This window comes from bacterium (assembly GCA_019912885.1).
GTDB lineage: Bacteria > Lernaellota > Lernaellaia > JACKCT01 > JACKCT01 > JAIOHV01.
The window spans coordinates 1-23,164 of record JAIOHV010000127.1 but is presented as its reverse complement, the minus strand read 5'-3'; the positions used below and the strand labels follow the sequence as shown (position 1 = coordinate 23,164).

Here is a 23,164-nt window from a genome sequence, read left to right as displayed (position 1 = left end):
CAGTTACAAATAGTCATGAGCGGTCTGGAGAAACTGAAACGTAAGTTAAGGCAAAATCCAGGCAGCATCCGCTTTGGCGAATTGGTTCGCGTTCTGAACGACCTCGGCTTCCACGAAGTTCGCGCGGCCGGAAGTCACCGGATATTTCGGCCGGACGGCCAGGGCGTCTCGATCATGATCGTGAAACCTCACGGCACTCGGACATTTTGCTCAACGGTCGACGTCAAGAAGGTCGTCGGTTTATTGGAAAAATTGTGAGACAAATGATGAAACGCAAAAAAGACGTGGCACGTTCTTTCGAGTACGAAATCAACATCGTTCCGAACGAGTTCGGAGGATGGTACGCGCGCATTCCCGATTTTCCGACGATTTTCACGGGCGGGGTGACGGCCGCGGAGGCGATGGAAAACGCCCAGGAAGCGATCGGGCTCATGATCGAGGAGCTGATCGAGCGTGAGATGCCCGTCCCGGAACCGAAGCACCACTTCAGCGGTCAGTTCAACGTCCGTATTCCGAAAGAACTGCATCGGGACCTCGTGCGGCAAGCCGACAACGAGGGCGTCAGCCTGAATGCGCTTGTCTCCTATTTGCTCGGACGATCGGTTGCGACGCAAAACGGCACCGGCTACCACGTTTCCGCACGCGGACACAAAAAGTCGCGCGCCGGTTCGTAAACGAAAAACAGCCGCCAACGCGGCGCGCATCGGTCTCCGCTGGAATTCCGGTCGCGCCGGGCCTCGGCGCGCGTGATGGTCACGTCGCGTCGAGCACCTGCCGCACCTTTCGCAGCAACGCGTCGGGCGTCATCGGTTTCTGGACGAACGGAATGCCCGCGGTCAGGACACCGTGCCGGACGATCGCGTCCTCCGTGTAGCCCGACATGAAAAGCGTCTTCATCTCCGGACGCAGCGGTTGGATGCGCTCACCGAGCTCGCGTCCGCTCATGCGCGGCATGACGACGTCCGTGATCAAAAGGTCGATCGCCCCGGCGTGTTGCTCGCAAATCAGGACCGCGTCGCCGCCGTTTTCGGCAATGAGCAACCGATAGCCCGCGCGCTCCAGGATTCGTTGGCAAAGGCGACGCACCGGCGCGTCGTCCTCGACAAGGAGAATCGTCTCCGTGCCGCGCAGCGTCGAGACGGCCGACGCCGCGGTCTCCGGATGCGCGGCTCGATCGGTTCGCGGCAGGTACAGCTTGAATGTCGTCCCCTTGCCGCGTTCGCTGTACACCCAGACGTGGCCGCGGCTCTGCTTCAAGATGCCGAACACGGTGGCCAGGCCAAGGCCGGTGCCGCGGCCGGCCGGCTTCGTCGTAAAGAACGGCTCGAAAATCCGCGCCTGCGTTTCCTTGTCCATCCCCGCGCCGGTGTCGCTGACGGCGATCATCACATAGGCGCCCGGAGCCACCTCGACGTGCGTCCGCGCGTAGTCCTCGTCGAGCGTGACGTTCGCCGTTTCGATGGTGAGCTTTCCGCCTTCCGGCATCGCGTCGCGGGCGTTGACGACAAGGTTCATCAGCACCTGATGCATCTGTCCCGGATCGACTTCGACAAGGCCGATCCCCGCGCCGAACGCGAAGGAGAGCTCCACGTCCTCGCCGATCACCCGCCGGAGCATCCGTTCCACCGCCGCGATCGTTTCGTTGAGATCGACGACCTTGGGCTGGATGATCTGCTTCCGGCTGAACGCAAGGAGCTGTTGCGTCAGATCGCTCCCGCGCGTCGCCGCGTCGACGATTTCCTTGACGTCAAGGCGCATCGGATCGTTCTCGTGGATCTCGCCAAGAAGAATCTCGGCGCGCCCGGCGATGACCGTCAAAAGGTTGTTAAAGTCGTGCGCCACGCCGCCGGCCAGCCGCCCGATCGCCTCCATCTTCTGGGACTGCCGGAGCTGTTCCTCCGTCTTGCGAAGGTCCGCCTCGGTTTTTTTCCGCTCGGTCAGGTCGGCGATAAACGCGATGTTGTACGGGCTTTCCAGGGCGGAGACGCCGACGAGAATCGGCACGCGCCGCCCCGACTTGTGAAATACTTCCTTTTCCCACGGGGACACCACGCCGCGCTCGGCGAGTTGCCGGATGGCGGCCGCGTCGCCGTCGCGCCATTCGGGCGGCGTCTGTTCGGCCCAGTTCACGCGGCCTTCCTCAAATTCCTGCCGCGTATATCCCGTCATGGACAGGTACGCGTCGTTGACCTCGACGACATTCCCCTGCGTGTCGCCGACGGCGATCCCGATGATGCCCGACTCGGCAAGGCGCGCGAATCGCGCCTCGCTGGCCGACAGCGCCTTTTCCGCGCGCTTTTGTTCCGTGAGATCGACGACGATACCGACATTGTGTTTCCGGGTAAGCGACGCGATGCCGACCAGCACCGGAACGCGGGTTCCGTCTTTTCGGACATACTCCTTTACCCAGGGGCGCGCGATGCCGGTGGTCTCGAGCTGTTTCATGGCCGAGGCGTGCGTGTGCCGCCATTCCGGAGGCGTCAATTCCGTCCAGCGAAGTTTTCCCGCCGCGAGGTCGTCCCGCGTATAACCGATCAGGTCGAGGAAGGCGTCGTTGGCTTCCTCGATCGCCCCTTCGATCGTCGTGATGACGACGCCCACGATTCCGGATTCGAGGATGCGCGCGAACCGTCGCTCGCTGCGCCGCAATCGGCGCTCCGCCTCGCGCGCTTCCGTCACGTCGTGAAACACGAGAACCACGCCGCCGATACCGCGATCCTCGTCCAGGATCGGCGCGCCGCTGTCGTCGATGGGCCGCTCGGTCCCGTCGCGCGAAAGGAGCACCGTGTGGTTCGCCAGCCCGACCACCACGCCCTCGCGCAGCACGCGCTCGACCGGGCTTTCGACCGGCTGCCGTGTGTCCTCGTTTTCGATCCGGAAGATGTCGCTGAGCGGTTTACCGCGCGCCTCGGCGAACGGCCACCCCGTCAGCCGCTCCGCGACCGGATTCATGCGGACGACCCGCGCGTCGGTATCCGTCGCTATCACGCCATCGCCGATGCTGTTCAGCGTTGTCGCGACGCTCCGCTCGCTCTCCGCGAGAGCGCGCTGGGCTTTCGCCCGTTCCTCCTCAATGCGTAACAGGGAGCGCGCGGTGAGACCGATCATCGCGCAAAGGGCCACGACGTTGGCGACCATGAAAAGCGCCAGGCCGAACTCCGTCCCGTAGAGCCCGCGGTGCTGGCCGTGCATCCGGATCCACCCCACGACAAACGGCACCATCACGGCGGCGGGGAGAAGCGCGCGCAGCACCATCCCCGTCGAGCCGTCGCTGTTGATGACCGCGACGATCCCCTTGTCGGGCCGATGCAGCAGCAACGCCGTCGCCGCGAGCAGAAGCGCCAGCGACGTGTGCAGCGCGATCGAGGAGAAAGGATAAACGCGATAAAGATCCTGGACGCCGTAGGCATAGCCCGAGATCGAGATGAACGCGACAAGCCAGGCCGCCGCGCCGAGCGTTTCGGAGAAGCCAAAACGCCGCCGCCCCACGGAAATGTCGGACACAAGCACGCCGGACGCAAGAAGGAGAAATACGAAGGCCGTCGCCTGCGACGGGCGGCCGGGAAACGCGCCGCCCGCGGCGCGGGTGGCGGCATCCGTAAAGAGCAGCTCGTCGATGCCGAGATTCACGCCGATGGCGTATTCAATAAAAGTCAGGCCGCAAATGATCAGTGCTATCGCCGCGCTGGCGTGGCCCACTTTTCGGCGCGCCGGCGACGCGTCGGGCTTGTGGAGGAGAAGGAGCGACGCGCCGAGAAAGGCGAATGAAAGTGCCGTGTTGGCCTTCATCGTCGCAAGGCCCGGGATGATGTAAGTAACGGCCGGAACGCCGAAAACCCAACCGAGGAACACGACGACGCCGGCGAAGTAAACGACCGCGCTCGCGGCGAACGACGCGACCCTCGCCCCGTTCACCGACCTTGCATGCACGCCGACAAATGGCCGCGCGTCATCTCGCCGTTCGGGCGGCGACGGTTGCGCGCCATCCCGCGGTCCGGGCCGCGGCGGCTGCGCGCGATCCCGTTCCTGCCTGCCGGACATCGGTAGCCTCCGGTATGTTATTAAGCCAACAAATAATAGCGCGGCGCGACCCGGTGCGCGAGAGCCAAACGGACGTTCGGCATTCCCAGGTCTGTAACCGCGACCGCAAGGGAGCGGGTAGGCGCCGAACGCAATCCTCGACGCGCGCGAACGGTGTTGCGCGCGAAAAAGAAAAGTCGGCGAAAACATCGCCGACGCACCTAAGCCGAAATCGTCTTGCGAAAGGGGGGACTCGAACCCCCACGTCCTTGCGGACACTGGACCCTGAACCCAGCGCGTCTACCAATTCCACCACTTTCGCGTCCCGCGGACCGGGAGAACATCAATAAGGCCGGGGCCGCGTGATGTCAACGCGCGAAACGGGATTCGACGATCGCGGATCGAGGATCGAGGCGTGAACAAACCGCGCGTCGGCATCCCGCCTTTCCACGAGCCAAATTCACGATCTCGTCCACAATCCGCAATCGCAAATCCGAAATTGCTCGTGCTAAACTTCCGCCGTGTTAACCCCCGTACGCATGGGAATCGCCATGGTGGCTCTTGCCGCCGCGGGCCTGGCTTCGCAGGCCGGTATCGCCGACGCGGGCGATCTCGCGCGTTTTCTGTCGTTCGCGACCGGCTCGGTCCGCGAGGGATTTCGCGAGGGCGGGCCGGGACCGATCGTGGCGTTGTTCGTCGCGCCGTTTCACGCGCTCGGCGCCCTCGCCGAGGCCCGCGCGGGGGCGCTTGGTCTGGCCGTTCCCTCCGATCCCACGGCCGGCGCCGGACCGCTCGGGCAGTACTCGCTTGTCGCCTCGGCGTGCGCGATCGCCGCGAGCACGCTGTTCGTCCATCTCATCGCGCTCGAGCTGGGCTGTCGCCCGTTTTCGGCCGCGATCGGAGCCGGCCTGTTCGCGTTCGCGACGCTCGCCTTTCCGCAGACCGGACGCATCACGTCCGCGCCGTTCTCGACGCTCATCGTGCTCGCGTTTTTTTACGCCTATCTGCGCGTGCGCGCCGGATGGGACCGGCCCGCGCATCTGGCGCTGCTGGCGCTCGCCCTGTTCGCGGCGCCGCTCGTGTCGCTTGAGATGGCGCTCGCCACGCCGATTCTCTATTTCCTCGCGGCGATCCAGGGGCCGCTCCTGGCCAAACGCAGCCGTGCCGGTTTGCTTGTCGCCGGCGCGGCGCTGTCGGGCTTGGCGCTGCTTATCGCGACCGCGCCGGGCGGCGCGGGGGAGCTTGTCGCCCAGGCGGGCGCGCGCATGGACCGGTTTTCCGGTTCGGCGGCCTTGCGGCTCCTGTTCATGGGCGCGCATCCGTCCGCGTGGTTCGAGGCCGCGACCTCGCTGCCGCCAAGCCTTGCGGCCAAACGTGCGCCCGGGCTGTTGCTTTCGACTCCGTTTCTCGTCTTCGCGCTTTTCGGAATCCTGAACCTGCGGGCGGAGGGTCTTCTGCGTCGCCCGCTCTACGCGCTGCTTCTCCTTTTGACCGCGCTCTTCGCGATCGCCGCGGCCGCGCCCGTCGCGGAAACCGGACGCGGGGCCGAGGACGTCGCGCGCCTTCTGCCGTTTATCGCGCTGGCGTGCGTGCTGGTGGCGAGCTTCGTCGATTTCCACCTCCTGACGATGAGATCGACGCTTCTCAAGCTTCCGCTTCTGCTGGCGTTCGTTTACGCAGCCGCGCTGTCCGTGCACCACCAGTTCGCCACGATCGTGCAACGCACGCTCGCGCACCCCGATGTCTTTCGCACGCTGCCTCTTTCGCCCTTACCCGTTGACGCGGCATCGCCGGGCGCGTCGCGGATCGTCAGCCTGATCTTCCCCGCCCTCGGCAACCTGCCCTGGCTGCTGCCGCCGGCGATCGTGGCGTTGGCGCTTCCGCTTTTCGCGCGGCGCTGGCTCGATCGACGGCCCATCGCCACGGAGCGCGCCGCGCGCGCCGCATCCGACGAGCCGCCTCGGCGCGACCCCCGCGACCTTCCCCAGCGCGTGTGGCGCGCCGACCGTCCGGTGCGACGGATTCCCGAGCGTGCCCAATACGAGAAATTGCTCGCGCGCGACGCTAAAAGGCTCGGAGTCGACATCGATCCGCCGCACAACCGGCGCGCGGCCGACCGCGTCGATCAGGATGAATCGCCGGACGATGGCGATCCCGCGCGCGCGGGCGCAGCGTCGGCAAGAGAATCGGACGAAGACGAGCTGCTCGATCGCTGGACGCGCCTTGGCGATTCGGACAAATGACCGTGACGAGCACGCCCGACATGGCGCGCCACGAAGCGCCCCTTCCGTCGCCCGGCGACGCGCTTCCGCCGCCGCTGCATAAACGCCCGCGCGGGATATGGCGGGCCCGGGGGCGTTACGCCGCTGTGCTGCTCGGCTACGCGGTCGTCACGATTCCCTACGCGATGATGTATTTCTCGTTCGGATTCATTTCGCGCGGCCTCGCGTATCGTCTCATGCAGTCGTGGTCGCATCTGCTCATCGCTCTGGCCGGCGCGCGCCTGCATGTGGAAGGACGTTTTCGCCCGCGATGGGACCGGCCGTGCGTCGTCGTGGGGAATCATCTGTCGTATCTGGATTTCGCCGTCGCGTTCGCCACCGTGCCGATCCAGGTTTTCTTCATCGCGACGCGCGGGATCCGGCGCATCCCCATCGTCGGCGCCGCGATGGCGCGCGCGGGGATGATGTTCATCGACCGCAAGTCGCGGCACGCCGCCATCGCGACGATGCGCCAGGCCATCGACCGCATCGACGCCGGCGCGGCGGTGCTGTCGTATCCCGAAGGCGGCATCAGCCGCGACGGCACGCTCGGCGCGTTCAAGTCGGGGTTGTTTCGCCTGGCGATCGAGGCGGGCGCCGACGTGGTGCCGTTGGTGCTGCGCCAAACGCACACCGCGCTTGATCCCATCAACAAGACCTGCGCGCCTGGGCGCATCGAGGCGGAGTTTCTCGATTCCGTTCCGACCGACGGTCTCGTTCCCGCGCAGGCGGGCGAGCTGGCCGCGATCGTGCGCGAGCGGATCGCCGCCGCGTACGGCGACGGGGCGCTCCGTGGCGTGGGCCGCCCGCTTTACGTGATGCCGTCGGTGTGGGGGCGGGAGAAGAAAAAATAGTCGCAAGTGCGCGTGCGTTTTTCTCGACGGTACACAGAGGACACCGGGGAGACACGGAGAACACGGGGGGGGCGTGTCGTCTGGCGTTCCGTGGCGGCATTGGCGATGATCTTCCAGCCTTCTCTCTCCGTGTCCTCCGTGGCTACTCCGTGCTCCCTGTGTACCGCCGACAAAAAAAATCGCCCGCTGCTTTCAGCGGGCGATTGACGAGCCATACGCATACAGAGACCGGAGCGCCCAAGGCGCCCGGCGGCCGGGATCAGTTCGAGATCACGATCGTTTCCTCACAGACCTCGGGGCGTCCCTGATAAAGCACTCGTCCGATGAATTTCCCGGTCTTGGTGTCCTGCTCGTGAATGGATACCACCATCCCCTTCGAATACGGACGATCATGATAGTCCAGCACGAGGACAAGGTTCTTTTCCGCCAGACTTCCGCGCAAAAGGGCCGTACCCCTGTACGTAATCGTGTCGAATGTCACGGTGTACTGGGCACGGCGTGTATGTTGCTCGTTGCTGAGCAGGATGGAACCGACCCCTGAATACACATGGCCGTCCGGTGACTTCCCATGGATGGTCATCGGATACGTTGAAATCTGACTGATGGTCTCCACCATGGGGGCGACGATGCGTTGCCCCTCGAGGGAGCCGGCCGGTCGACGCGACGCGGGGACCCTCTTTGCGGGCGCGGCGGCCGAAGAGGATTGCGCCGGCTTCTTGGCCGCCGTCCTTACAGGAGCCGGCTTGGTAGGTGACGCCTTGGGAGCTTTCGCCTTGGGCGCCGCGGGTTTCTTGGCAGCGGGCTTCTTGGCCGGAGCCTTCTTGGCGGCCGGCTTTTTCGCCGCGGGCTTCTTCGCGGCCGGCTTCTTGGCGGCCGGCTTCTTCGCCGCGGCCTTCTTGGCCGGGGCCTTCTTGGCCGGAGCCTTTTTCTTGGCGGGGGCCTTCTTGGCCGGAGCCTTCTTGGCGGCCGACTTCTTGGCCGGAGCCTTCTTGGCGGTCGCCTTCTTGGCCGGGGCCTTCTTGGCGGCGGGCTTCTTGGCCGCGGGCTTTTTCTTCGCGGTCTTACCCGCGGAGCCCGCGCCCTTCACGACGGCGCGCCCCGAAGCCTTCTTCGCGGGCTTCTTGGCGGCGGGCTTCTTGGCCGGGGCCTTTTTCTTGGCGGGCGCCTTCTTGGCGGCCGTCTTCTTGGCCGGAGCCTTCTTCGCGACGGTCTTCTTGGCGGCCGGCTTCTTGGCCGGGGCCTTCTTCACGGCGGGCTTCTTCGCGGCGGGCTTCTTGGCCGCCGTCTTCTTGGCCGCGGGCTTTTTGGCCGCGGGCTTCTTGGCGGCGGGCTTCTTGGCCGCCGGCTTCTTGGGAGCCGCTTTCTTTGCCACGCTCGTGGACTTCCTGGTGGCCGTCTTCTTCATCGCCATTCAGCCTACCTCCTCTTTCCGGTTACGGTTGTTTGTGCAGACTGCCTGGAGCGGGGCTCGAACCCGCACGACCTTTCGGTCACAGGATTTTAAGTCCTGCGCGTCTGCCAGTTTCACCATCCAGGCGGAGATGAACAAAACCTTTGTTCATCCGCCGACGCCTGTCAACGAAATCGGTGCCTCGAGGGATTCGGCTTGACGGCCAAGATTCCATCCGAGGTCCGAGAACCTGGCGCGCCGGGCGCGCCTTTTGTCGCCTGCCGGGTCGGACGGCCCGCATCGTTGCGCGATTGCGGCTTGGCCGTCCGAGGCGAGTCGATCACCTCGTATGCGCCGCGTTTTTTTTCCACGGCATCGTTTCCGCTGTTCTTGGGCGCGCACTATAACAACCTACTAGATGTGGTGTCAATTTCTTTTTTCAAGCCCGACACGTTGATTTGCGCTTTTTTTTCGCCCTCGCACCCCCGATCGCCGGATAAATGTCAACCGGAGACCCAAAATATGCGGCCCGCCGAAAAAATTCGCTCGCCGGCCGCCCGGCGCGGCAGGCCGCGGATCCGCAAACGCCGCGCGGCCCAAGCGTGACGCGAAGGGCGCGCGCCGCCTTGACCGCGAATGGGGCACGGGATAAACGGGGTGCTTGCCTGGGCCGCGGCCTTTTCCTCGCCGGGGGTGAAATTTCTTGCGCAAACGAACGCATATGTGCGGCGAACCGCGGATCGAACACGCCGATCGCACCGCCGTGATTCACGGGTGGGTCGCCAAACGTCGCGATCTTGGCCAGATCATTTTCCTGGACGTGCGCGACCGCACCGGCGTCGTGCAGGCCGTGATCGACCCGGATCACGCGCCCGCCGAGGCGATGAGCCTTGCCAAATCCGTGCGCGCCGAATTTGTCGTCAGCATCGTCGGCAACGTGCGCCTTCGCCCGGAGGGCACGCGAAACGCGCAGCTTCCGACAGGTGAAGTCGAAGTCCTCGTCAACGAGCTGCACGTGCTCAACGTCGCCGAGCCGCCGCCGTTCGTCATCGCGGACGACGTGGACGCCGGCGAGGACACGCGCCTGCGTTACCGGTATCTCGACCTGCGCCGCGCGCCGCTGCAGCGCATCCTCATGCGGCGGCACGAAGCCGCGCGCATCGTGCGCAATTCCCTGTCCGACCTCGGCTTCCTGGAAATCGAGACGCCGGTGCTCACCAAGAGCACGCCGGAGGGCGCGCGCGACTACATCGTGCCCTCGCGCATCTTCCCGGGGCAGTTCTACGCGCTGCCGCAAAGTCCGCAGATCTTCAAGCAACTCCTGATGGTGGCGGGGTTCGACCGCTATTTTCAAATCGTGAAGTGCTTCCGCGACGAGGACCTGCGCGCGGATCGCCAGCCCGAGTTCACGCAGATCGACATCGAGGCGAGCTTCGTCGAACGCGAGGACATTCTGGCGTTCACCGAGGCGATGATGGGCGAGCTTCTGCGAAAGGCGATCGGCCACGAGATCCCGGCGCCGCTTGACCGAATCTCCTACGGGGAGGCGCTTTCGCGCTGGGGCTCGGACAAACCGGACCGCCGCTTCGGTCTCGAGCTTTCGGACCTGGCGGGGATTTTTGCCGGGACGGAATTTCGCGTGCTGCGCGGCGCCATCGACGCCGGCGGCGACGTGCGCGGCATCCTCGCGGCCATCCCCGACGCCTCGCGCAAACGCATGGACGAATTGACCGACCACGTGAAGCTCTACGGCGCGGCCGGGCTCGTCTGGATGAAGTTCGCCGAGGGCGATTGGACCGGTGGACAGGCGAAGTTCTTCTCGGACGACGAGAAAAAACGCCTGACCGTAAACCTTTCCCCAAGCGAGGGCGACACGCTTGCGATCGTCGCCGGCAAGCCGAAGGTCGTATTCGACGCGCTCGGCGCGCTTCGCCTGAAGCTCGGGCGCGAGCTTGGCCTCATCGACGAGGCGCGGCAGGATCTTTTCTGGGTGATCGACTTCCCGCTTCTGGAGTGGAGCGAGGAGGATGGGCGCTTCTACGCGATGCACCATCCGTTCACGAGTCCGCGGCCGGACGACATCGGGCTGCTCGATACCGAGCCGGGCAAGGCGCTCGCCAACGCGTACGACATGGTCTGGAACGGCTACGAGATCGGCGGCGGATCGATCCGAATTCACCGCGCGGATGTGCAAAACAAGATGTTCCGCGCGCTTTCGATCGGCGAGGATGAGGCGCGCGACAAATTCGGGTTTCTCCTCGACGCGCTCAAGTACGGCACGCCGCCGCACGGGGGCATCGCACTCGGGCTCGACCGAATCGTCATGCTCCTGACCGGCACAACGAACATCCGCGACGTGATCGCGTTTCCCAAGACAGCCAAGGCCAGCGACCTCATGGCCGGGTGCCCGAGCGGCGTGTCGGAAGACCAGCTCGAAGACTTGGGCATCCGCATCAAGAAACTGACGACCGGATAGGGCGAACATGGCGACACACACAACCATCGCGGATATCGCAACGCACGTCGGCCAGGAGGTCGAAATCCGCGGCTGGCTCTACGCCCGGCGCTCCAGCGGCAAGCTGCACTTCCTTCAGGTCCGCGACGGAACGCAGACGATCCAGTGCGTCATGTTCAAGGGCAATTTCGACGAGGAGACGTTCAAGTTCGCCGATCGCCTGCCGCAGGAGTCCGCCGTCGTCATCACCGGCAACGTCCGCGAGGATTCAAGGAGCCCGATCGGATTCGAGATCGACGTCACCGGAATTAGCGCGACGCCGAACGCGGAGGAATACCCGATCTCGCCGAAGGAGCACGGCGTCGATTTCCTGATGAACCACCGCCACCTTTGGATGCGCTCGAAGCGCCAGCACGCGATCCTGCGCGTGCGCCATCAGCTCATCCGCGCGATCCGCGACTATTTCGATACCAACGGCTTCACGCTCATCGACGCGCCAATCCTCACCGGCAACCCCTGCGAGGGCACGACAACGCTGTTCGCGACGGACTACTTCGGCGAGAAGGCGTATCTCTCGCAGTCCGGCCAGCTCTACATGGAGCCGGCGTGCCAGGCGTTCGGCAAGGTATATTGCTTCGGCCCGACGTTCCGCGCCGAAAAGAGCAAGACGCGCCGCCATCTCACCGAATTCTGGATGGTCGAGCCGGAAGTCGCCTTCATGGACCTGCACGGCGACATGGACCTCGCCGAGGACTTCCTTTGCTTCGTCGTCAGGCGCGTGCTCGACACGTGCCGCGCGGAGCTTGCGGCCGTCGAGCGCGACATCGCGCCGCTCGAAAAGGTGCAAAAACCATTTCCACGCATCTCCTACGACGAGGCCGCGCGGATCATCGCGGCGAGTAACGATTCGTACGAGGTGCCGTTCAACTACGGCGACGACCTCGGCGCGGAACACGAGACGACGATCTCAAGCGCCTACGACCGCCCGGTTATGATTCACCGCTATCCCGCCGCCGTGAAGGCGTTTTACATGAAGAAGGATCCGGAAAATCCGGACAAGGCGCTGTGCGTCGATGTGATCGCGCCCGAGGGTGTCGGCGAGATCATCGGCGGCGGCCAGCGCGAGGACGACTACGAGACGCTGCTCGCGGCGATCGACCATCACGGCCTCTCGCGCGAGGACTTCTCGTGGTATCTCGACGTGCGCCGCTACGGCTCCGTCCCGCACGCGGGCTTTGGCCTTGGCGTGGAACGCACCCTCGGTTGGATCTGCGGCCTGCACCACGTGCGTGAGTCGATCCCGTTCCCGCGCCTGCTCGGCCGGCTGACGCCGTGACCGACGCGCCGGGCTCTCGCGCGGGCGCGTCCGAAGCAGGCGGGACGCCTGCGCTCCCGGCGCCGACACACCATTCGTCTTCCGCAACTGACCCCCCGCGCAAAAAGCGCGCGCGCGGTTTCAAGATCTTTCTCGGCGTCGTCCTCGTGTTCATCCTGTTTCGCGCCGGCATCGCGATCCTTCGCACGCAGCCGCGCGGCGCCGATGACGCGGGGCTGCTGATCTCCGCGCCGGCGCTGTTTGTTTACGACGGCCCCGGCAACCTCGTGGCGATGGTGCGCGGCGACGCGCCCGAGGGGCAAGCCGTCGAACGCAAGGCGCCGTTCAAAAGCGCGGCGCTCGGCCACGCACGCGATGTAATCGTCCACCTGCCGCCGGGCGTCGAGCGCGCGGACGGCGCGCCGATCGTGTTTTTCTTCCCCGGCTATCTCGATCGCCCGCAGCATCTCGCGCCGATGGTCGTGCCCGTTGTGGACGCGCTTGTCGGCGCGGGCGCTCTGCCGCCGGTTGTCGTCGTCATACCCGATCTGTCGCTCGGCGGCGCGGGCGAGGACAATCCCGCGACGCCGGACATCGACGAGCGCCTCGGCTCCTGGGGCGTCGATTCGAACCGTGGTCTGTACGCCACCTATATAAAGGAAGAGCTGATCCCCTTTGCGCGTGCCCAATTCGGCGCGTCGAGCGATCCCGCCCTCACCGCGCTCGTCGGATTTTCGGCGGGCGGATTCGTGGCGCTGAACCTCGCGCTGAAAAATCCCGACCTTGCGCACAACGTCGCGGGCATCGCGGCGACCATCGACGCGCGCTATTCCATCGACGGCACGCACCTGGCGCCGTACGACCCCGCGCGCTACCGCCCCATCGCCGACGACGATCCGAACCGGCCGGTGTTGCGCGCCGGCGCGATGGGCACGTTCACCGACGAGTGGGCGTATTGGCCGGTATTCGACAGCGACAAGACCCCCGGGCCGGTCTGGCAAAAGGACCGGCCGGTGTGGCAGCGCGTGCGTTCGGAGAATCCGATGGACCTCGCCGCGAAGCCCGGCGACCTTTCCGCGATGCGCTTTTTCCTCGTCGCCGGGCGCGCCGACAATCTGTTCTTCCAGCACCACATCCCGCGCTTCGCGGAACTGGTGCGCGAACGCGGCGCGAGCGTCGCGCCGGACGACCTCGTTCGCCCGGGAAACCATTCGCCGGTGTTCCTCGCCGCGCAACTTCCGTCCGCGTTTGCGTGGATCGGGGAGCGTTTCGCGGAAGAAGGCTTACGCGCAGACGCCCAGAACGCGGTGGGCGCGGAAACTACGGATAATTCGGCGGAACACGGCGAACACGGCGAACACGGAGAAGACACGGAGGAAACGGCGGGGTAGGGTTTCATCGGAGCGCGTGGGGTGCGACGTTACTTGCGCGATTCCACTGTCCATTGCGTCCATTCCGTCCATTGGGTCCATCATGTCCATCAAGGCGTTTCTCTTTCCGCTTCTGGCCGCGCTTCTTGCCCTTGCCGCCGGCTGTGGCTGCGGCGATGACGACGACTCCTCCGCGACCGTCGACGACGATGCGGCGGACGATGACGCCGATGACGACGACACGATCGGCGACGACGACTCCGCGCAGGACGACGACGCGGTCGATGACGATGACGCAGGCGACGACGACATCTCCCCGCCGTGCGCCGACGGCGAAACGCGCTGCGACGGCGCCGCGCGGATGATCGAGGAATGCGACGGCGGCGTGTTCGTCGCGACGTACGACTGCCTCGCCGGAGAGGGCCGCTACTGCGAGGAAGGCGAGTGCGTCGACCGGTGGAGATTCAACGCCCCCGTGATCGACGACTGCGCGGCGGATCCCGACGCCACGCCGGCGACGCTCGCGCAAAAGGCGGCGTATTACGACGACATCGCCGCGCGCCTGCACATCCACCCGGATCACAAGCGGATCCACCACGTGACGCTCGACGAAGGCGCCGACGAGCAGACCGCGACGTGGCAAGACGTCATCGACTGGCACACCGGCGAAAACGACGGCTTGTGGACGGGTCTTTTCATCGCCTCGCAGGCGTTTCGCTACGCCGCGACGCACGATCCCGATGCGCTGGCGATGCTGCGAGTCCTGGTGGACGGCCTGCGCGACGGCATGGAGATCACCGGCGTGCCCGGGCTGTTCACGCGCGAGTTCATCACGCCCGGAATCGCCGGGATGAGTTGCCCCGCGGACGTGACGCGCTACATCCCCGACGTGGAGAAAGACGACAACAAGTGGGTGAAGGTCGATACCGACGGCGCGATTTTGGTGTACGACGCGAATGAGGCTGACTTCGTCCGCACGACGCACTTCGTCCCCGCGCGATTTGCGGGCTATTGCTGGCTCGACAACGTCAGCCAGGACGAATACGCGGGGCATCTTCTCGCGCTAGGATCGATCGTGAAGCTCGTCGATGATCCAGACGTCCGCGCCGACGCGGTGGACATGGCCGAAAAAGTCGCGCGGCACCTGTTGGACAACGACATGGCGTTCGTCGATTGGGACGGGCGCATGACCGAACACGGCCGCGAGTGGCCCGGCGCGCTGACGGACTTTCCCGGTTACAACACCATTCTCGGACTGAACCCCGTGAAGATCGGCGCGGTCGCAAGCGGCGCGGCGGACCTTGTCGATTATTACGACAACTGCCTGTTGCAGCGCGACGGCCCGGTGAAGTGCATCGACCAGTATTTCGCGCCGCCGCTGCCGTTCGATTTCTGGCTCGGCCTGCCGGGGCTCTACATCGGCCGCGACGCGTGCAAGAGCAACTGGAACAATTTCGCGATGTATTTCGCTAATATCTTCACGTTGATCTGGTACGAACACGCGCATCTGGACCTGCTCGAAAACATGCAGGCCCTGCTCGAGACGCAAGTCTTTTATCACGGTGACAATGCGCGCGAGATGGCCAATCAGCACAACGCGGCGTGGGCGCTCATTTACGCGTCGATGAAAAACCTCGCGCCCGGCTCGACGGGGCACGACACCGCCGCGATCGAGGATGCGGTCTGCCAGTTGCAGCGATTCCCGGAATCCAAGGCGCAGCCCGAGATTCACGTCGGCGAGGCCGAATATCCGACCGACTTCACGTGCGAGAGCCGCTTTGACGGCGAGTATCTCACCTTCGACCCGGTGCCCGTGCACCAGCGCTGCCCCAAAACGTTCACCTGGTGGTCAAATCCCTACGAGCACCAGGACTGCACCGCCAACCCGCGTTCCATCCGCCATCCCGCGGACTACCTGCTGCCGTACTGGATGGCGCGATACTTCGGGTGGATCGGGGCTGATCGTTAGGAAACAGGAAGTAGGAAATAGGAAAGAGGAAATAGGAAAGAGGATCGCGCGTTCGGAAGGGCGCGCGTTTTTTCGGCGGTACACAGCGGGCACAGGGAAGACACCGAGGGCACGGAGCGAAAGTGTCTGGCGCCGCGAACGCGCGTCGTCATCCCGCGTTTTTTTTCGGCGGTACACAGAGGGCACAGGGAAGACACCGAGGGCACGGAGCGAAAGTGTCCGGCGCCGCGAACGTGCGTCGTCATCCTGAACGTCGTGCGTCGTCATCCCGAACGTCGTGTGTCGTCATCCCGAACGTCGTGCGTCGTCATCCCGAGCGTCGTGCGTCGTCATCCTGAGCGTCGTGCGTCGTCATCCTGAGCGAAGCGAAGGATCTGGCTCGCCTCGGTTGGCGCGAAGCCGTCAGCAGGGGCCGGCCAGATCCTTCGGCTCGCTGCGCTCGCCTCAGGATGACGAACACCGCTGCGCTCGCTTCAGGATGACGAACGCCGCCCCGCTCGCCGCACGACGATCTCAAAGCGCCGCGATGGGCTCCCCGTCACCTAGCCTTCCCGACTATTCCCTCCCTCCGTGTCTTCTCCGTGCCCTCTGTGCACCGCCGAAAAAAAACGCGCGCCCTGGCGGACGCGCGATCCTCTTTCCTCTTTCCTCTTTTCTTTTTCCTACTTCCTCGCCTAGTTCTCGATGACGAGAATCTCGATGCGCTCGTTTCTCGCGCGGCCTTCGGGCGAGGCGTCCGACGCGATCGGGAACGCGGAGCCGTAGCCGCGCCAGGCCACGCGTTCGCTAGCGATGCCGCGTTCGTACAATTCGCCCGCCGCGGCCTTGGCCTGTTCGGCCGAGCGCGCCCGGTTCGCCGCTTCGTCGCCGCCGCCGGCGGTGTGCGCCTGGATCTCGATCTTCACGCGGGGGTAGTCGGCAAGGAGCGCCGCGACCTCGGCGAGCATCGCGCGCGAGTCGGGCGACAGGACATCCTTGGCCTTGCCCATGAACTCGATCGGCGCGGGCGTCCAGACGATCGTGTCGGTCATCGTCACGCCGCTCGGGCGCCGCGCGAGGATGACCTCGGGCACGCCGTCCTCGTCGAGGATCCCGTTGATCGTTTCCGGTTCAAGGGGGGCGGCGTCGAGGTTGTCCGGCACGCCGTCGCGATCGGTGTCCGGATCGGTCGGGTTCGTGCGGTACTGCTTTACCTCCGCGCCGTCCTCGAGCGTGTCGCCATCCGAGTCCACCTGCAGCGGATCGGTGTAATAGACCTTCAACTCCTCGAAATCGATCAAGCCGTCGCCGTCCGTATCGTCCTTCAGCGGATCGGTGCGGAAGGCGTTGATCTCCTCGCCGTCCTTCAAGCCGTCGCCGTCGGTATCCGGATTGCGGAAGTCCGTCTTGTAAATCCGCGTCTCCTGATAATTCGTCAGCCCGTCCTTGTCCGTATCGTCCACATTGCTCGTCGCGGACGCGCCGCCGCCGCCTTCATACGCACGATCGAGCTTCGGCCACGCGAACGCGACCTCGCCGAATCCGCGATACGACGGATTGCCGATGCCCGCGTTCACGCCCGCGCCGCCGCCGACGGTGAAACTCACCGGCCCCGCGTAAAAGCGCGCGGCGACAAGGCCTTCCGTCGGCAATTCCGGATCGATTTCCTCGATGCCGTAATCCACGGTGCGCGCGAAAATCTCGCCCGTGATGTCGACCGCGCGGTGCAGATAAAGCGATGCGCCCGCGCCAAGTTCGACGCGGCCCGTCGGCTCGAAGCCGAGATCCACATCGGAATCGCCCATGCGAATGTAGCCGCCGTTCAGCACGATGTTCACGCGGTCAAAGCGCTTATCGATCACCAGGCGCGCACCGGTGTCGAACCCTTCCGCGCCGACGTAAACCTCTTCGTCGCCGTTCGGAATCGAAAACAGCGGCACGAGCGCGACGCCAACGCTCCCCGTCTTGTTTTCCAGGATGCGGAACTTCGCGGCGATGCGCACGTCGCCCGCCGCGGAATCAAGTTCCATTCCCGTGTCGGGAAACGCCTCGGACAGCGGAATATCCATATCCGTTCCGCCGGCCGTGTTGTAGTTGCCCGCGACGCCGATTTCGATGAAACGGAAAAACCCGGCGTACGCCATGAAGTCCGTCGTCATCAGGCGCTCGACGACCGCAAGCTCGTCGTTGTTCGGGAACTCGAACACGAGCGGATCCGAGGCGTAGCTGCTAGTCAGCGCGAATCCGAATTGCAGATGATCGAGCGTATCGGACGTGTAGAGCGTGACAAGATTGTTGCCGCCGATGGCGGGCTTGAAATTCTGGATGTCGATCGCGTGCGCCGGCCGTGCGGCAAGGACGCCAAGCGCCAGCACGAAAAGCGCCGCCGCCCGTCCGCGGCCGCGCTCTCGCGTTTCGATCGTTTCTGGAATTTGACCCTGCACAGCGTCGGCCATGCTAGCCGTTTGCCCCCCGGCGGAAAAGGTCTCGAAACCGGATTTCACGAAAAACCGCGCGGGCGCGCGTTACTTCCGGCGCCGGCGAACAATCACCGCGATCCACGTAATCAAAACGCCGAGCACCATCAGGGCGCTGCTCAACCCGGACGCCGCGCCACGGGATGACGCGCTGCATCCCCCGCAGCCTTCGTCTTCGTCCTCGCCCTGGTCCGGCGGATTCACCGTGTCGATCTCCGGCGTGTTCTCGCCGACCTCGCCGACCGCCGTCCCGCGCGCGCCGTGGCTGTCCGTCAGGCGAAGGACGATGTCCTCGCGAAGCCCCGAGGTGTGCGTGTAGGTGAACTCGACTCCCGAAAAGCGCGAGCCGTCCGAGATCACCCAATCGACGCGCGGCACATCGTCGCCGTCCGGGTCAGAAAGGTTCGCGGCGCGCAGGTGATAGACGTTGTCGCCCTCGTGCGTCACGACGATATCGGCGCTCGGCGGATTGTTGCCCGAAAGCGGCAGCGCCTCCCATGTGACAACGGCGCCGCCGCCGTTCGGGAACGTGCCGGGGTCCGAGCCCTCCGGCACGGTGACGTTGACGTACAACACGACCTCGCCGTTTTCGCCCACGCCCACCTGGCCGATTGCCGTTTCCTCGCCCGTCGCCTGGTCCGCGATGCGATATCCCGACGCCGTCGGCGCGAGGTTGAAGACGGCGACGCCCGTCATCGGTTCCGGAAGCGCATTACGCACCGTTACCAGGCTGTGCGTGTTCGTCCCGTCGTTGCCGTAGGTTTCGATGGAAAGGTTGCCCGCCGGCACGCTTTCGAGATTCGCGTCACCGGAAAAATCGGCGTTTTCGATCGCGCCGTCGCGCACGGTCATCAGGCGGTAGCCCCAGGAATCGCCTTCGCCGCGAACGGTGCCCGCGAGCGTCGTCGTGTGAACGAAATCGATCGGCCCGCCCGCGGTCACGCCCGTCGGCCCGCCGAGCGCGTTGTCGATTTCCTCGCCGCTCGCGAAATGTTCGGTCGCATCCTCGTGCGTGTGGCCGAGGAGAACCGCCGTCACCCTGCCATCCGCGAACGCGCGCAGAAGGGCCTTGCCGCGGTTGGCGCCCGGCGTCTCGTCGGTCAGGTCGTCCCCGGGATCCGAATCCCACGCGCCGTCGATCTGCCACGTCGGCAGGTCGGTCACCGCCTCGTTCGCGGGCGGCTCCTCGTTCGGAAGATACGGCCCGCGCGGGTCGTGATGCAAAAAGGTAATCGTAGGCAGGTCGCGGTCGGCCGCATTCGCCAGGTCCTTGCGCGCGTAGTCCAGTTGCAGGCTCGAGACGTACCCGCCGGAGTTGTCCGCGAGGATTTCCGTGCCGGACATTGCGGCGGTGCGGCGGGCGCGCGTGCCGTCCGCGGAATCGAGGCCGAGAAAATGCACGCCGCCGAAATCGAACGAGAACCATCCCGGCCCGACGATGCGTTTGTAGAACTCGACGCCGTCGGTGCGGTATTCGCCGCCCGCGGGGTACGCCAGCGCGTCGCGATCGCCCGGCACGATGAAGATCGGCGTGCGGGACTGCTGCATTTCGTCGTGCACGAATCCAGCCGCGCGGTTGTAGTCGTTGCCGAGCGTCAGGTCGCCGGTGGCCACGGCGAACGCGGGGCGAAGGAACGCGAGCTCCTCGCGAAACACCTGACGCACGATGCCGCGCGCCTCGTCGTTCGGGTCAAACCACGGGTAGCTATTGTCCGAGGCCGCGAAGCCCGTCGCGCCGCTTGGGTGATCGATATCCGTCAGGTGCACGATGCGAAAGGTTTCGCCCGGATGACGCACGGCGACGGCGTTCGCCTGCATGTCCTCGAAAAAGCGCGTTTCGACCTCGATGTTGTACGTGTCCGCCGGAAGGCGATCGGGCAGGCGCAGCGTCACCTCATGGATGAAGTGCGCCCAGTTGAAGGTCACGTCCTCGACAAAGAGGGAATACTTCTGGCGCACCTCCTCGCCGATTGGTTCACGCCCGACTTCGGTTTCGATCGCGGTCGTCAGGAAGACGCGCCAATCCGTCACCTTGCGCACCGAGTCGGGATTCCGGTAACGCACGAGCATCTTGAACGTTTCGCCGGGTTCGACGAGCGCGGGCATGCCGAGCACGGGATAAAAAATGTTTTCGATGCGGTTGAAGATCGGCTGCGTGCTGGCTTCGTCAAAGACGGGGTAGTTGATGCCGCCGGACCCGGTGATGCCGTACGGAAATCCCATGACGGACACGAACGAGTCAGCCTGCACCCCCGCGGCGGCGGCGACAAACGCGATGACGGCGAAAATTCGAGCGATTCGGGCGCATAAGGTCATCGGAACCACCAGTTTCAAGGACGGGTCGGCATCATGGAAATGGCCGGGTTGCCTGTCAAGGAACGCGCGCGTGAAACGACCGATGCTGCAGGGATTCTATTGAGTGCGTCGCACGAACGCGGAAAACGACGGTTTTCCGCAAGTTCTTGCGTACGCTCATTTTTTCGCTTGACCTTGGAGTTTGCTCCAGGGTGTATCGTGGCCGCGAAAGGTGGTTGTCATGACCGAGTTGACCATTGGACAGGTTGCGAAAGCCGCGGGGATCAGCGCCGACACCGTGCGTTTTTACGAGCGCAAGGGCCTTGTCGCCGCCCCGCGGCGAAAGCCGTCCGGGTATCGCCAATACTCGCCGGACGCCGTGCGTCGCTTGAGGTTCATCGCGCACGCGAAGGAACTCGGTTTCACACTCAAGGAAATCGACGAGTTGCTCGCCTTGCGCGTGGATCCGGACGCGACGTGCGCGGACGTTAAGGCGCGTGCTCTGGCGAAAAAGGAAATCATGGAAAAGAAGATCGCCGCCCTGACGCGGATGAAAAACGCCCTTGCCGGCGTCGCGAGCCGTTGCCGGGGCAAGGGTCCGACCGGGACCTGCCCCATCCTGGACGAGCTGGACAAGGAGAATGCCGATGAAAATTGAGCTGATTCATTTTGACGGTTGCCCGAATATCGACGCCGCGCGCGAGAATCTTCGCGCGGCCTTGAAGGGGCTTGGACTTACGCCAAAGTGGAAGGAATACGGCGAGGGCGGACCCGGTCTTCCGGCATACGCGCGAGGATTCGGTTCGCCGACGATCCTGATTGACGGCGTCGATATCGCGGGCGTCGCATCGGCAAGCCCGGACGCCGCCTGCCGCGTTTACGAACGCGCGGACGGGACGCTGTCCGGCGTGCCGCCGGTGGAGTTGATCCGTGCGGCGATTTCGGGCGTCGGGGCCGGGCAATCGTCGTCGTTCGGTTTGGCACGCCTGGCCGTTGTTCCGGGCATCGGGGTCGCGCTTTTGCCCAAGCTGGCATGTCCGGCGTGTTGGCCGGCCTACGCGGGGTTCCTGTCCGCGCTCGGTCTCGGTTTTCTGATCGAGGCGAAATGGCTGTTGCCGCTGACGGCCGTCTTTCTTGTCCTTGCCGTCGCCGCCCTCGGATACAAGGCGCGGGCGCGGCGCGGCTTCGGCCCGCTGGCGCTCGGCGTGGCGGCCTCCGCGCTCGTGCTGGTCGGCAAATTCGTATGGGATATCGATCGCGTGATGTATGCGGGCATCGCGACGCTCGTCGCGGCGTCGCTTTGGAACACATGGCCCCGGAAAGCCACTCACGGCAGTTCGTGCCCGATCCCCCACGCCCATCCGTCAGGCGGATAGGCGATCACCCGAAAGGAACTCGTGATGAGCAAAAAACGAAACATCGAAGTTTTCAGCGCGGGGTGCCCCGTCTGCCTGGAAACGGTCAAAATGGTTAACGATCTCGCCTGCCCGTCCTGTAACGTGACCGTTCGCGACATGAACGACGCGGGCGTCGCGGCCCGGGCGAAGGGCTACGGCCTTCGTTCGGTGCCGGCCGTCGTGATCAACGGCAAGGTGTCGGACTGCTGCGCCGGCGGGCCGGACGCCTCGGCGCTGATGCGCGACGGGCTGGGTCAACGGATCTCGTAAATCGACGGGCGTGGCGGCGCGGGAGGGCGGGTTACGGAACGTGCCCGTTTCCGGGCGCCCCGCCCTTGACATTCCGCCCCCCAAACGCTTATAAACCGGTCCCTTTCCGGGGCGGGGCTGCGCCTTGGGTACGCGATCGGTTCAAAGGAGTGCGTGATGTACGCCGTCTTTCAGGCGTCCGGCCGGCAATTCAAGGTCAAGGAAGGCGACACGCTCAAGCTCGATACGCTCGAGGGCGATCCGGGCTCGTCCGTGACGTTCGACAAGGTCTTGCTGCTTGGCGGCGACGACGCGATCAAGGTCGGAAGCCCGACGGTTTCCGGCGCGAGCGTTCAGTGCGAGATCGTCGATCACGGCCGCGCGCGCAAGGTCATCGTCTTCAAATACAAGCGACGCAAGGGCTATCAGGTCAAACGCGGTCATCGCCAGCACTACACCAAGGTGCGCGTGACGAAGATCAGCGCGTAGCGAGGACACAATGGCTCATAAAAAAGCAGGCGGCTCGTCCCGCAACGGCCGCGACTCCGCGGGCCGGCGATACGGCGTGAAGGTTTTCGGCGGGCAGAAGGTCAGCTCCGGCACGATCATCATCCGCCAGCTCGGCACGGTCATCCATCCGGGCACAAACGTGGGCGTCGGCCGCGACTGGACGCTCTACGCCAAGGTCGACGGCGTCGTGACGTTCGAGCGCAAGGACAAAAAGCGCAAGAAGGTCAGCGTGTATCCGCTGGAGCAGACCGCCTAAAGCGACTGACAATCGATCGCATCCAGACACGACTCGGCGCCGGAAACGGCGCCGTTTTTGTTTCCTGTAAGCGGTTGTTTTTGACCTGACGCGATGATGTCTTACGCGTTCGTGTTTCCGGTTCGGCCACGGACATCATGGACTCGATGGACAAGATCGACGCAAGGACGCACGCGCACTCCGCGCTCCACCTGCGTTCGCCCTCACTCTTCCTCGTCCTGCCCTTCATCCTCCGGTACGTCGCCGCCCGGGCCGAAATCGATCCCTCCTTCGGGCGCGTCTTCGGGCGCGGGCGTCGGCGTCGCGACATCCGCGGATTGAAGCGCGGCCGCTTCTTCGGGCGACAGGTATGCGCCGAAGTCGATAC

At 65.0% G+C, this 23,164-nt stretch carries 18 protein-coding genes and 2 tRNA genes; 14 read left to right on the top strand and 6 right to left on the bottom strand.

What is annotated here, in order from left to right; translation table 11 throughout:
- The first annotated feature begins 15 nt into the window (after positions 1 to 15).
- Both K8I61_10890 and K8I61_10885 read left to right on the top strand, forming a co-directional pair.
- Positions 16 to 258, top strand: a complete 243-nt coding sequence (locus K8I61_10890) for a type II toxin-antitoxin system HicA family toxin (GenBank protein MBZ0272533.1) — start codon at positions 16 to 18, stop codon at positions 256 to 258.
- A gap of 8 nt (positions 259 to 266) precedes the next feature.
- The gene (locus K8I61_10885) at positions 267 to 674 is read left to right on the top strand and encodes a type II toxin-antitoxin system HicB family antitoxin (GenBank protein MBZ0272532.1); all 408 of its coding nucleotides are present in this window, start codon (positions 267 to 269) and stop codon (positions 672 to 674) included.
- A 79-nt stretch (positions 675 to 753) separates the two neighbouring features.
- On the opposite strand, the gene K8I61_10880 is transcribed toward K8I61_10885, so the two are convergent.
- Positions 754 to 3,915 (bottom strand): PAS domain S-box protein, encoded by a 3,162-nt coding sequence (locus K8I61_10880; protein MBZ0272531.1) that lies wholly within the window; start codon positions 3,913 to 3,915, stop codon positions 754 to 756.
- 343 nt (positions 3,916 to 4,258) lie between these two features.
- A tRNA-Leu gene (locus tag K8I61_10875) sits at positions 4,259 to 4,342 on the bottom strand.
- 229 nt (positions 4,343 to 4,571) lie between these two features.
- Here K8I61_10875 and K8I61_10870 point away from each other — a divergent pair.
- Both K8I61_10870 and K8I61_10865 read left to right on the top strand, forming a co-directional pair.
- Complete coding sequence (locus K8I61_10870) at positions 4,572 to 6,263, top strand: hypothetical protein (GenBank protein MBZ0272530.1); 1,692 nt, start codon at positions 4,572 to 4,574, stop codon at positions 6,261 to 6,263.
- On the top strand, positions 6,260 to 7,135 hold the full coding sequence (locus K8I61_10865) for a 1-acyl-sn-glycerol-3-phosphate acyltransferase (GenBank protein MBZ0272529.1): 876 nt from the start codon (positions 6,260 to 6,262) through the stop codon (positions 7,133 to 7,135). Before K8I61_10870 ends, K8I61_10865 begins: the two co-directional genes overlap by 4 nt.
- Before the next feature lie 259 nt (positions 7,136 to 7,394).
- Here K8I61_10865 and K8I61_10860 read toward each other — a convergent pair whose 3' ends face one another.
- Both K8I61_10860 and K8I61_10855 read right to left on the bottom strand, forming a co-directional pair.
- Positions 7,395 to 8,540, bottom strand: coding sequence for a histone H1-like repetitive region-containing protein (locus K8I61_10860; protein ID MBZ0272528.1), 1,146 nt, complete (start codon positions 8,538 to 8,540; stop codon positions 7,395 to 7,397).
- Positions 8,541 to 8,588: 48 nt separating this feature from the next.
- Positions 8,589 to 8,672: transfer RNA gene (locus K8I61_10855), tRNA-Leu, on the bottom strand.
- 69 nt (positions 8,673 to 8,741) lie between these two features.
- On the opposite strand from K8I61_10855, the gene K8I61_10850 reads away from it, so the two are divergent.
- From K8I61_10850 to K8I61_10830, 5 genes are all read left to right on the top strand, one after another.
- On the top strand, positions 8,742 to 9,131 hold the full coding sequence (locus K8I61_10850) for a hypothetical protein (GenBank protein MBZ0272527.1): 390 nt from the start codon (positions 8,742 to 8,744) through the stop codon (positions 9,129 to 9,131).
- 115 nt (positions 9,132 to 9,246) lie between these two features.
- Positions 9,247 to 11,001 carry an aspartate--tRNA ligase gene (gene aspS / locus K8I61_10845; GenBank protein MBZ0272526.1) on the top strand — a complete coding sequence of 585 codons (1,755 nt, stop codon included), beginning with the start codon at positions 9,247 to 9,249 and terminating at the stop codon, positions 10,999 to 11,001.
- 7 nt (positions 11,002 to 11,008) lie between these two features.
- Positions 11,009 to 12,316, top strand: coding sequence for an asparagine--tRNA ligase (gene asnS, locus K8I61_10840; GenBank protein MBZ0272525.1), 1,308 nt, complete (start codon positions 11,009 to 11,011; stop codon positions 12,314 to 12,316).
- 146 nt (positions 12,317 to 12,462) lie between these two features.
- A complete protein-coding gene (locus tag K8I61_10835; protein MBZ0272524.1) occupies positions 12,463 to 13,686 on the top strand; it encodes a hypothetical protein in 1,224 nt (407 codons plus the stop codon).
- Positions 13,687 to 13,768: 82 nt separating this feature from the next.
- Complete coding sequence (locus tag K8I61_10830; protein ID MBZ0272523.1) at positions 13,769 to 15,634, top strand: hypothetical protein; 1,866 nt, start codon at positions 13,769 to 13,771, stop codon at positions 15,632 to 15,634.
- 674 nt (positions 15,635 to 16,308) lie between these two features.
- On the opposite strand, the gene K8I61_10825 is transcribed toward K8I61_10830, so the two are convergent.
- Together K8I61_10825 and K8I61_10820 are read right to left on the bottom strand one after the other, a co-directional pair.
- Entirely contained in the window at positions 16,309 to 18,069 is a 1,761-nt protein-coding gene (locus tag K8I61_10825; GenBank protein MBZ0272522.1) for an OmpA family protein, read from the bottom strand.
- 69 nt (positions 18,070 to 18,138) lie between these two features.
- Positions 18,139 to 20,406 carry a hypothetical protein gene (locus K8I61_10820; protein ID MBZ0272521.1) on the bottom strand — a complete coding sequence of 756 codons (2,268 nt, stop codon included), beginning with the start codon at positions 20,404 to 20,406 and terminating at the stop codon, positions 18,139 to 18,141.
- A 220-nt stretch (positions 20,407 to 20,626) separates the two neighbouring features.
- On the opposite strand from K8I61_10820, the gene K8I61_10815 reads away from it, so the two are divergent.
- The 5 genes from K8I61_10815 (at position 20,627) to rpmA (ending at position 22,797) form a co-directional block, all read left to right on the top strand.
- Positions 20,627 to 21,043, top strand: a complete 417-nt coding sequence (locus K8I61_10815; protein ID MBZ0272520.1) for a heavy metal-responsive transcriptional regulator — start codon at positions 20,627 to 20,629, stop codon at positions 21,041 to 21,043.
- Positions 21,033 to 21,761, top strand: a complete 729-nt coding sequence (locus tag K8I61_10810; GenBank protein MBZ0272519.1) for a MerC family mercury resistance protein — start codon at positions 21,033 to 21,035, stop codon at positions 21,759 to 21,761. Before K8I61_10815 ends, K8I61_10810 begins: the two co-directional genes overlap by 11 nt.
- 24 nt (positions 21,762 to 21,785) lie before the next feature.
- The gene (locus K8I61_10805; protein MBZ0272518.1) at positions 21,786 to 22,052 is read left to right on the top strand and encodes a thioredoxin family protein; all 267 of its coding nucleotides are present in this window, start codon (positions 21,786 to 21,788) and stop codon (positions 22,050 to 22,052) included.
- A 156-nt stretch (positions 22,053 to 22,208) separates the two neighbouring features.
- Positions 22,209 to 22,520 (top strand): 50S ribosomal protein L21, encoded by a 312-nt coding sequence (gene rplU, locus K8I61_10800; GenBank protein ID MBZ0272517.1) that lies wholly within the window; start codon positions 22,209 to 22,211, stop codon positions 22,518 to 22,520.
- Positions 22,521 to 22,530: 10 nt separating this feature from the next.
- Complete coding sequence (gene rpmA / locus K8I61_10795; protein ID MBZ0272516.1) at positions 22,531 to 22,797, top strand: 50S ribosomal protein L27; 267 nt, start codon at positions 22,531 to 22,533, stop codon at positions 22,795 to 22,797.
- The last annotated feature ends 367 nt before the right edge of the window (positions 22,798 to 23,164 follow it).

Coding starts and splice junctions, on each gene's coding strand:
- K8I61_10820 (MBZ0272521.1), bottom strand. CDS start 20,406: ATGACCTTATGCGCCCGAATCGCTCGAATTTTCGCCGTCATCGCGTTT.
- K8I61_10865 (MBZ0272529.1), top strand. CDS start 6,260: ATGACCGTGACGAGCACGCCCGACATGGCGCGCCACGAAGCGCCCCTT.
- aspS (MBZ0272526.1), top strand. CDS start 9,247: ATGTGCGGCGAACCGCGGATCGAACACGCCGATCGCACCGCCGTGATT.
- K8I61_10825 (MBZ0272522.1), bottom strand. CDS start 18,069: ATGGCCGACGCTGTGCAGGGTCAAATTCCAGAAACGATCGAAACGCGA.
- K8I61_10810 (MBZ0272519.1), top strand. CDS start 21,033: ATGAAAATTGAGCTGATTCATTTTGACGGTTGCCCGAATATCGACGCC.
- rplU (MBZ0272517.1), top strand. CDS start 22,209: ATGTACGCCGTCTTTCAGGCGTCCGGCCGGCAATTCAAGGTCAAGGAA.
- K8I61_10870 (MBZ0272530.1), top strand. CDS start 4,572: ATGGTGGCTCTTGCCGCCGCGGGCCTGGCTTCGCAGGCCGGTATCGCC.
- K8I61_10860 (MBZ0272528.1), bottom strand. CDS start 8,540: ATGAAGAAGACGGCCACCAGGAAGTCCACGAGCGTGGCAAAGAAAGCG.
- K8I61_10885 (MBZ0272532.1), top strand. CDS start 267: ATGAAACGCAAAAAAGACGTGGCACGTTCTTTCGAGTACGAAATCAAC.
- asnS (MBZ0272525.1), top strand. CDS start 11,009: ATGGCGACACACACAACCATCGCGGATATCGCAACGCACGTCGGCCAG.
- K8I61_10890 (MBZ0272533.1), top strand. CDS start 16: ATGAGCGGTCTGGAGAAACTGAAACGTAAGTTAAGGCAAAATCCAGGC.
- K8I61_10805 (MBZ0272518.1), top strand. CDS start 21,786: ATGAGCAAAAAACGAAACATCGAAGTTTTCAGCGCGGGGTGCCCCGTC.
- K8I61_10830 (MBZ0272523.1), top strand. CDS start 13,769: ATGTCCATCAAGGCGTTTCTCTTTCCGCTTCTGGCCGCGCTTCTTGCC.
- rpmA (MBZ0272516.1), top strand. CDS start 22,531: ATGGCTCATAAAAAAGCAGGCGGCTCGTCCCGCAACGGCCGCGACTCC.
- K8I61_10815 (MBZ0272520.1), top strand. CDS start 20,627: ATGACCGAGTTGACCATTGGACAGGTTGCGAAAGCCGCGGGGATCAGC.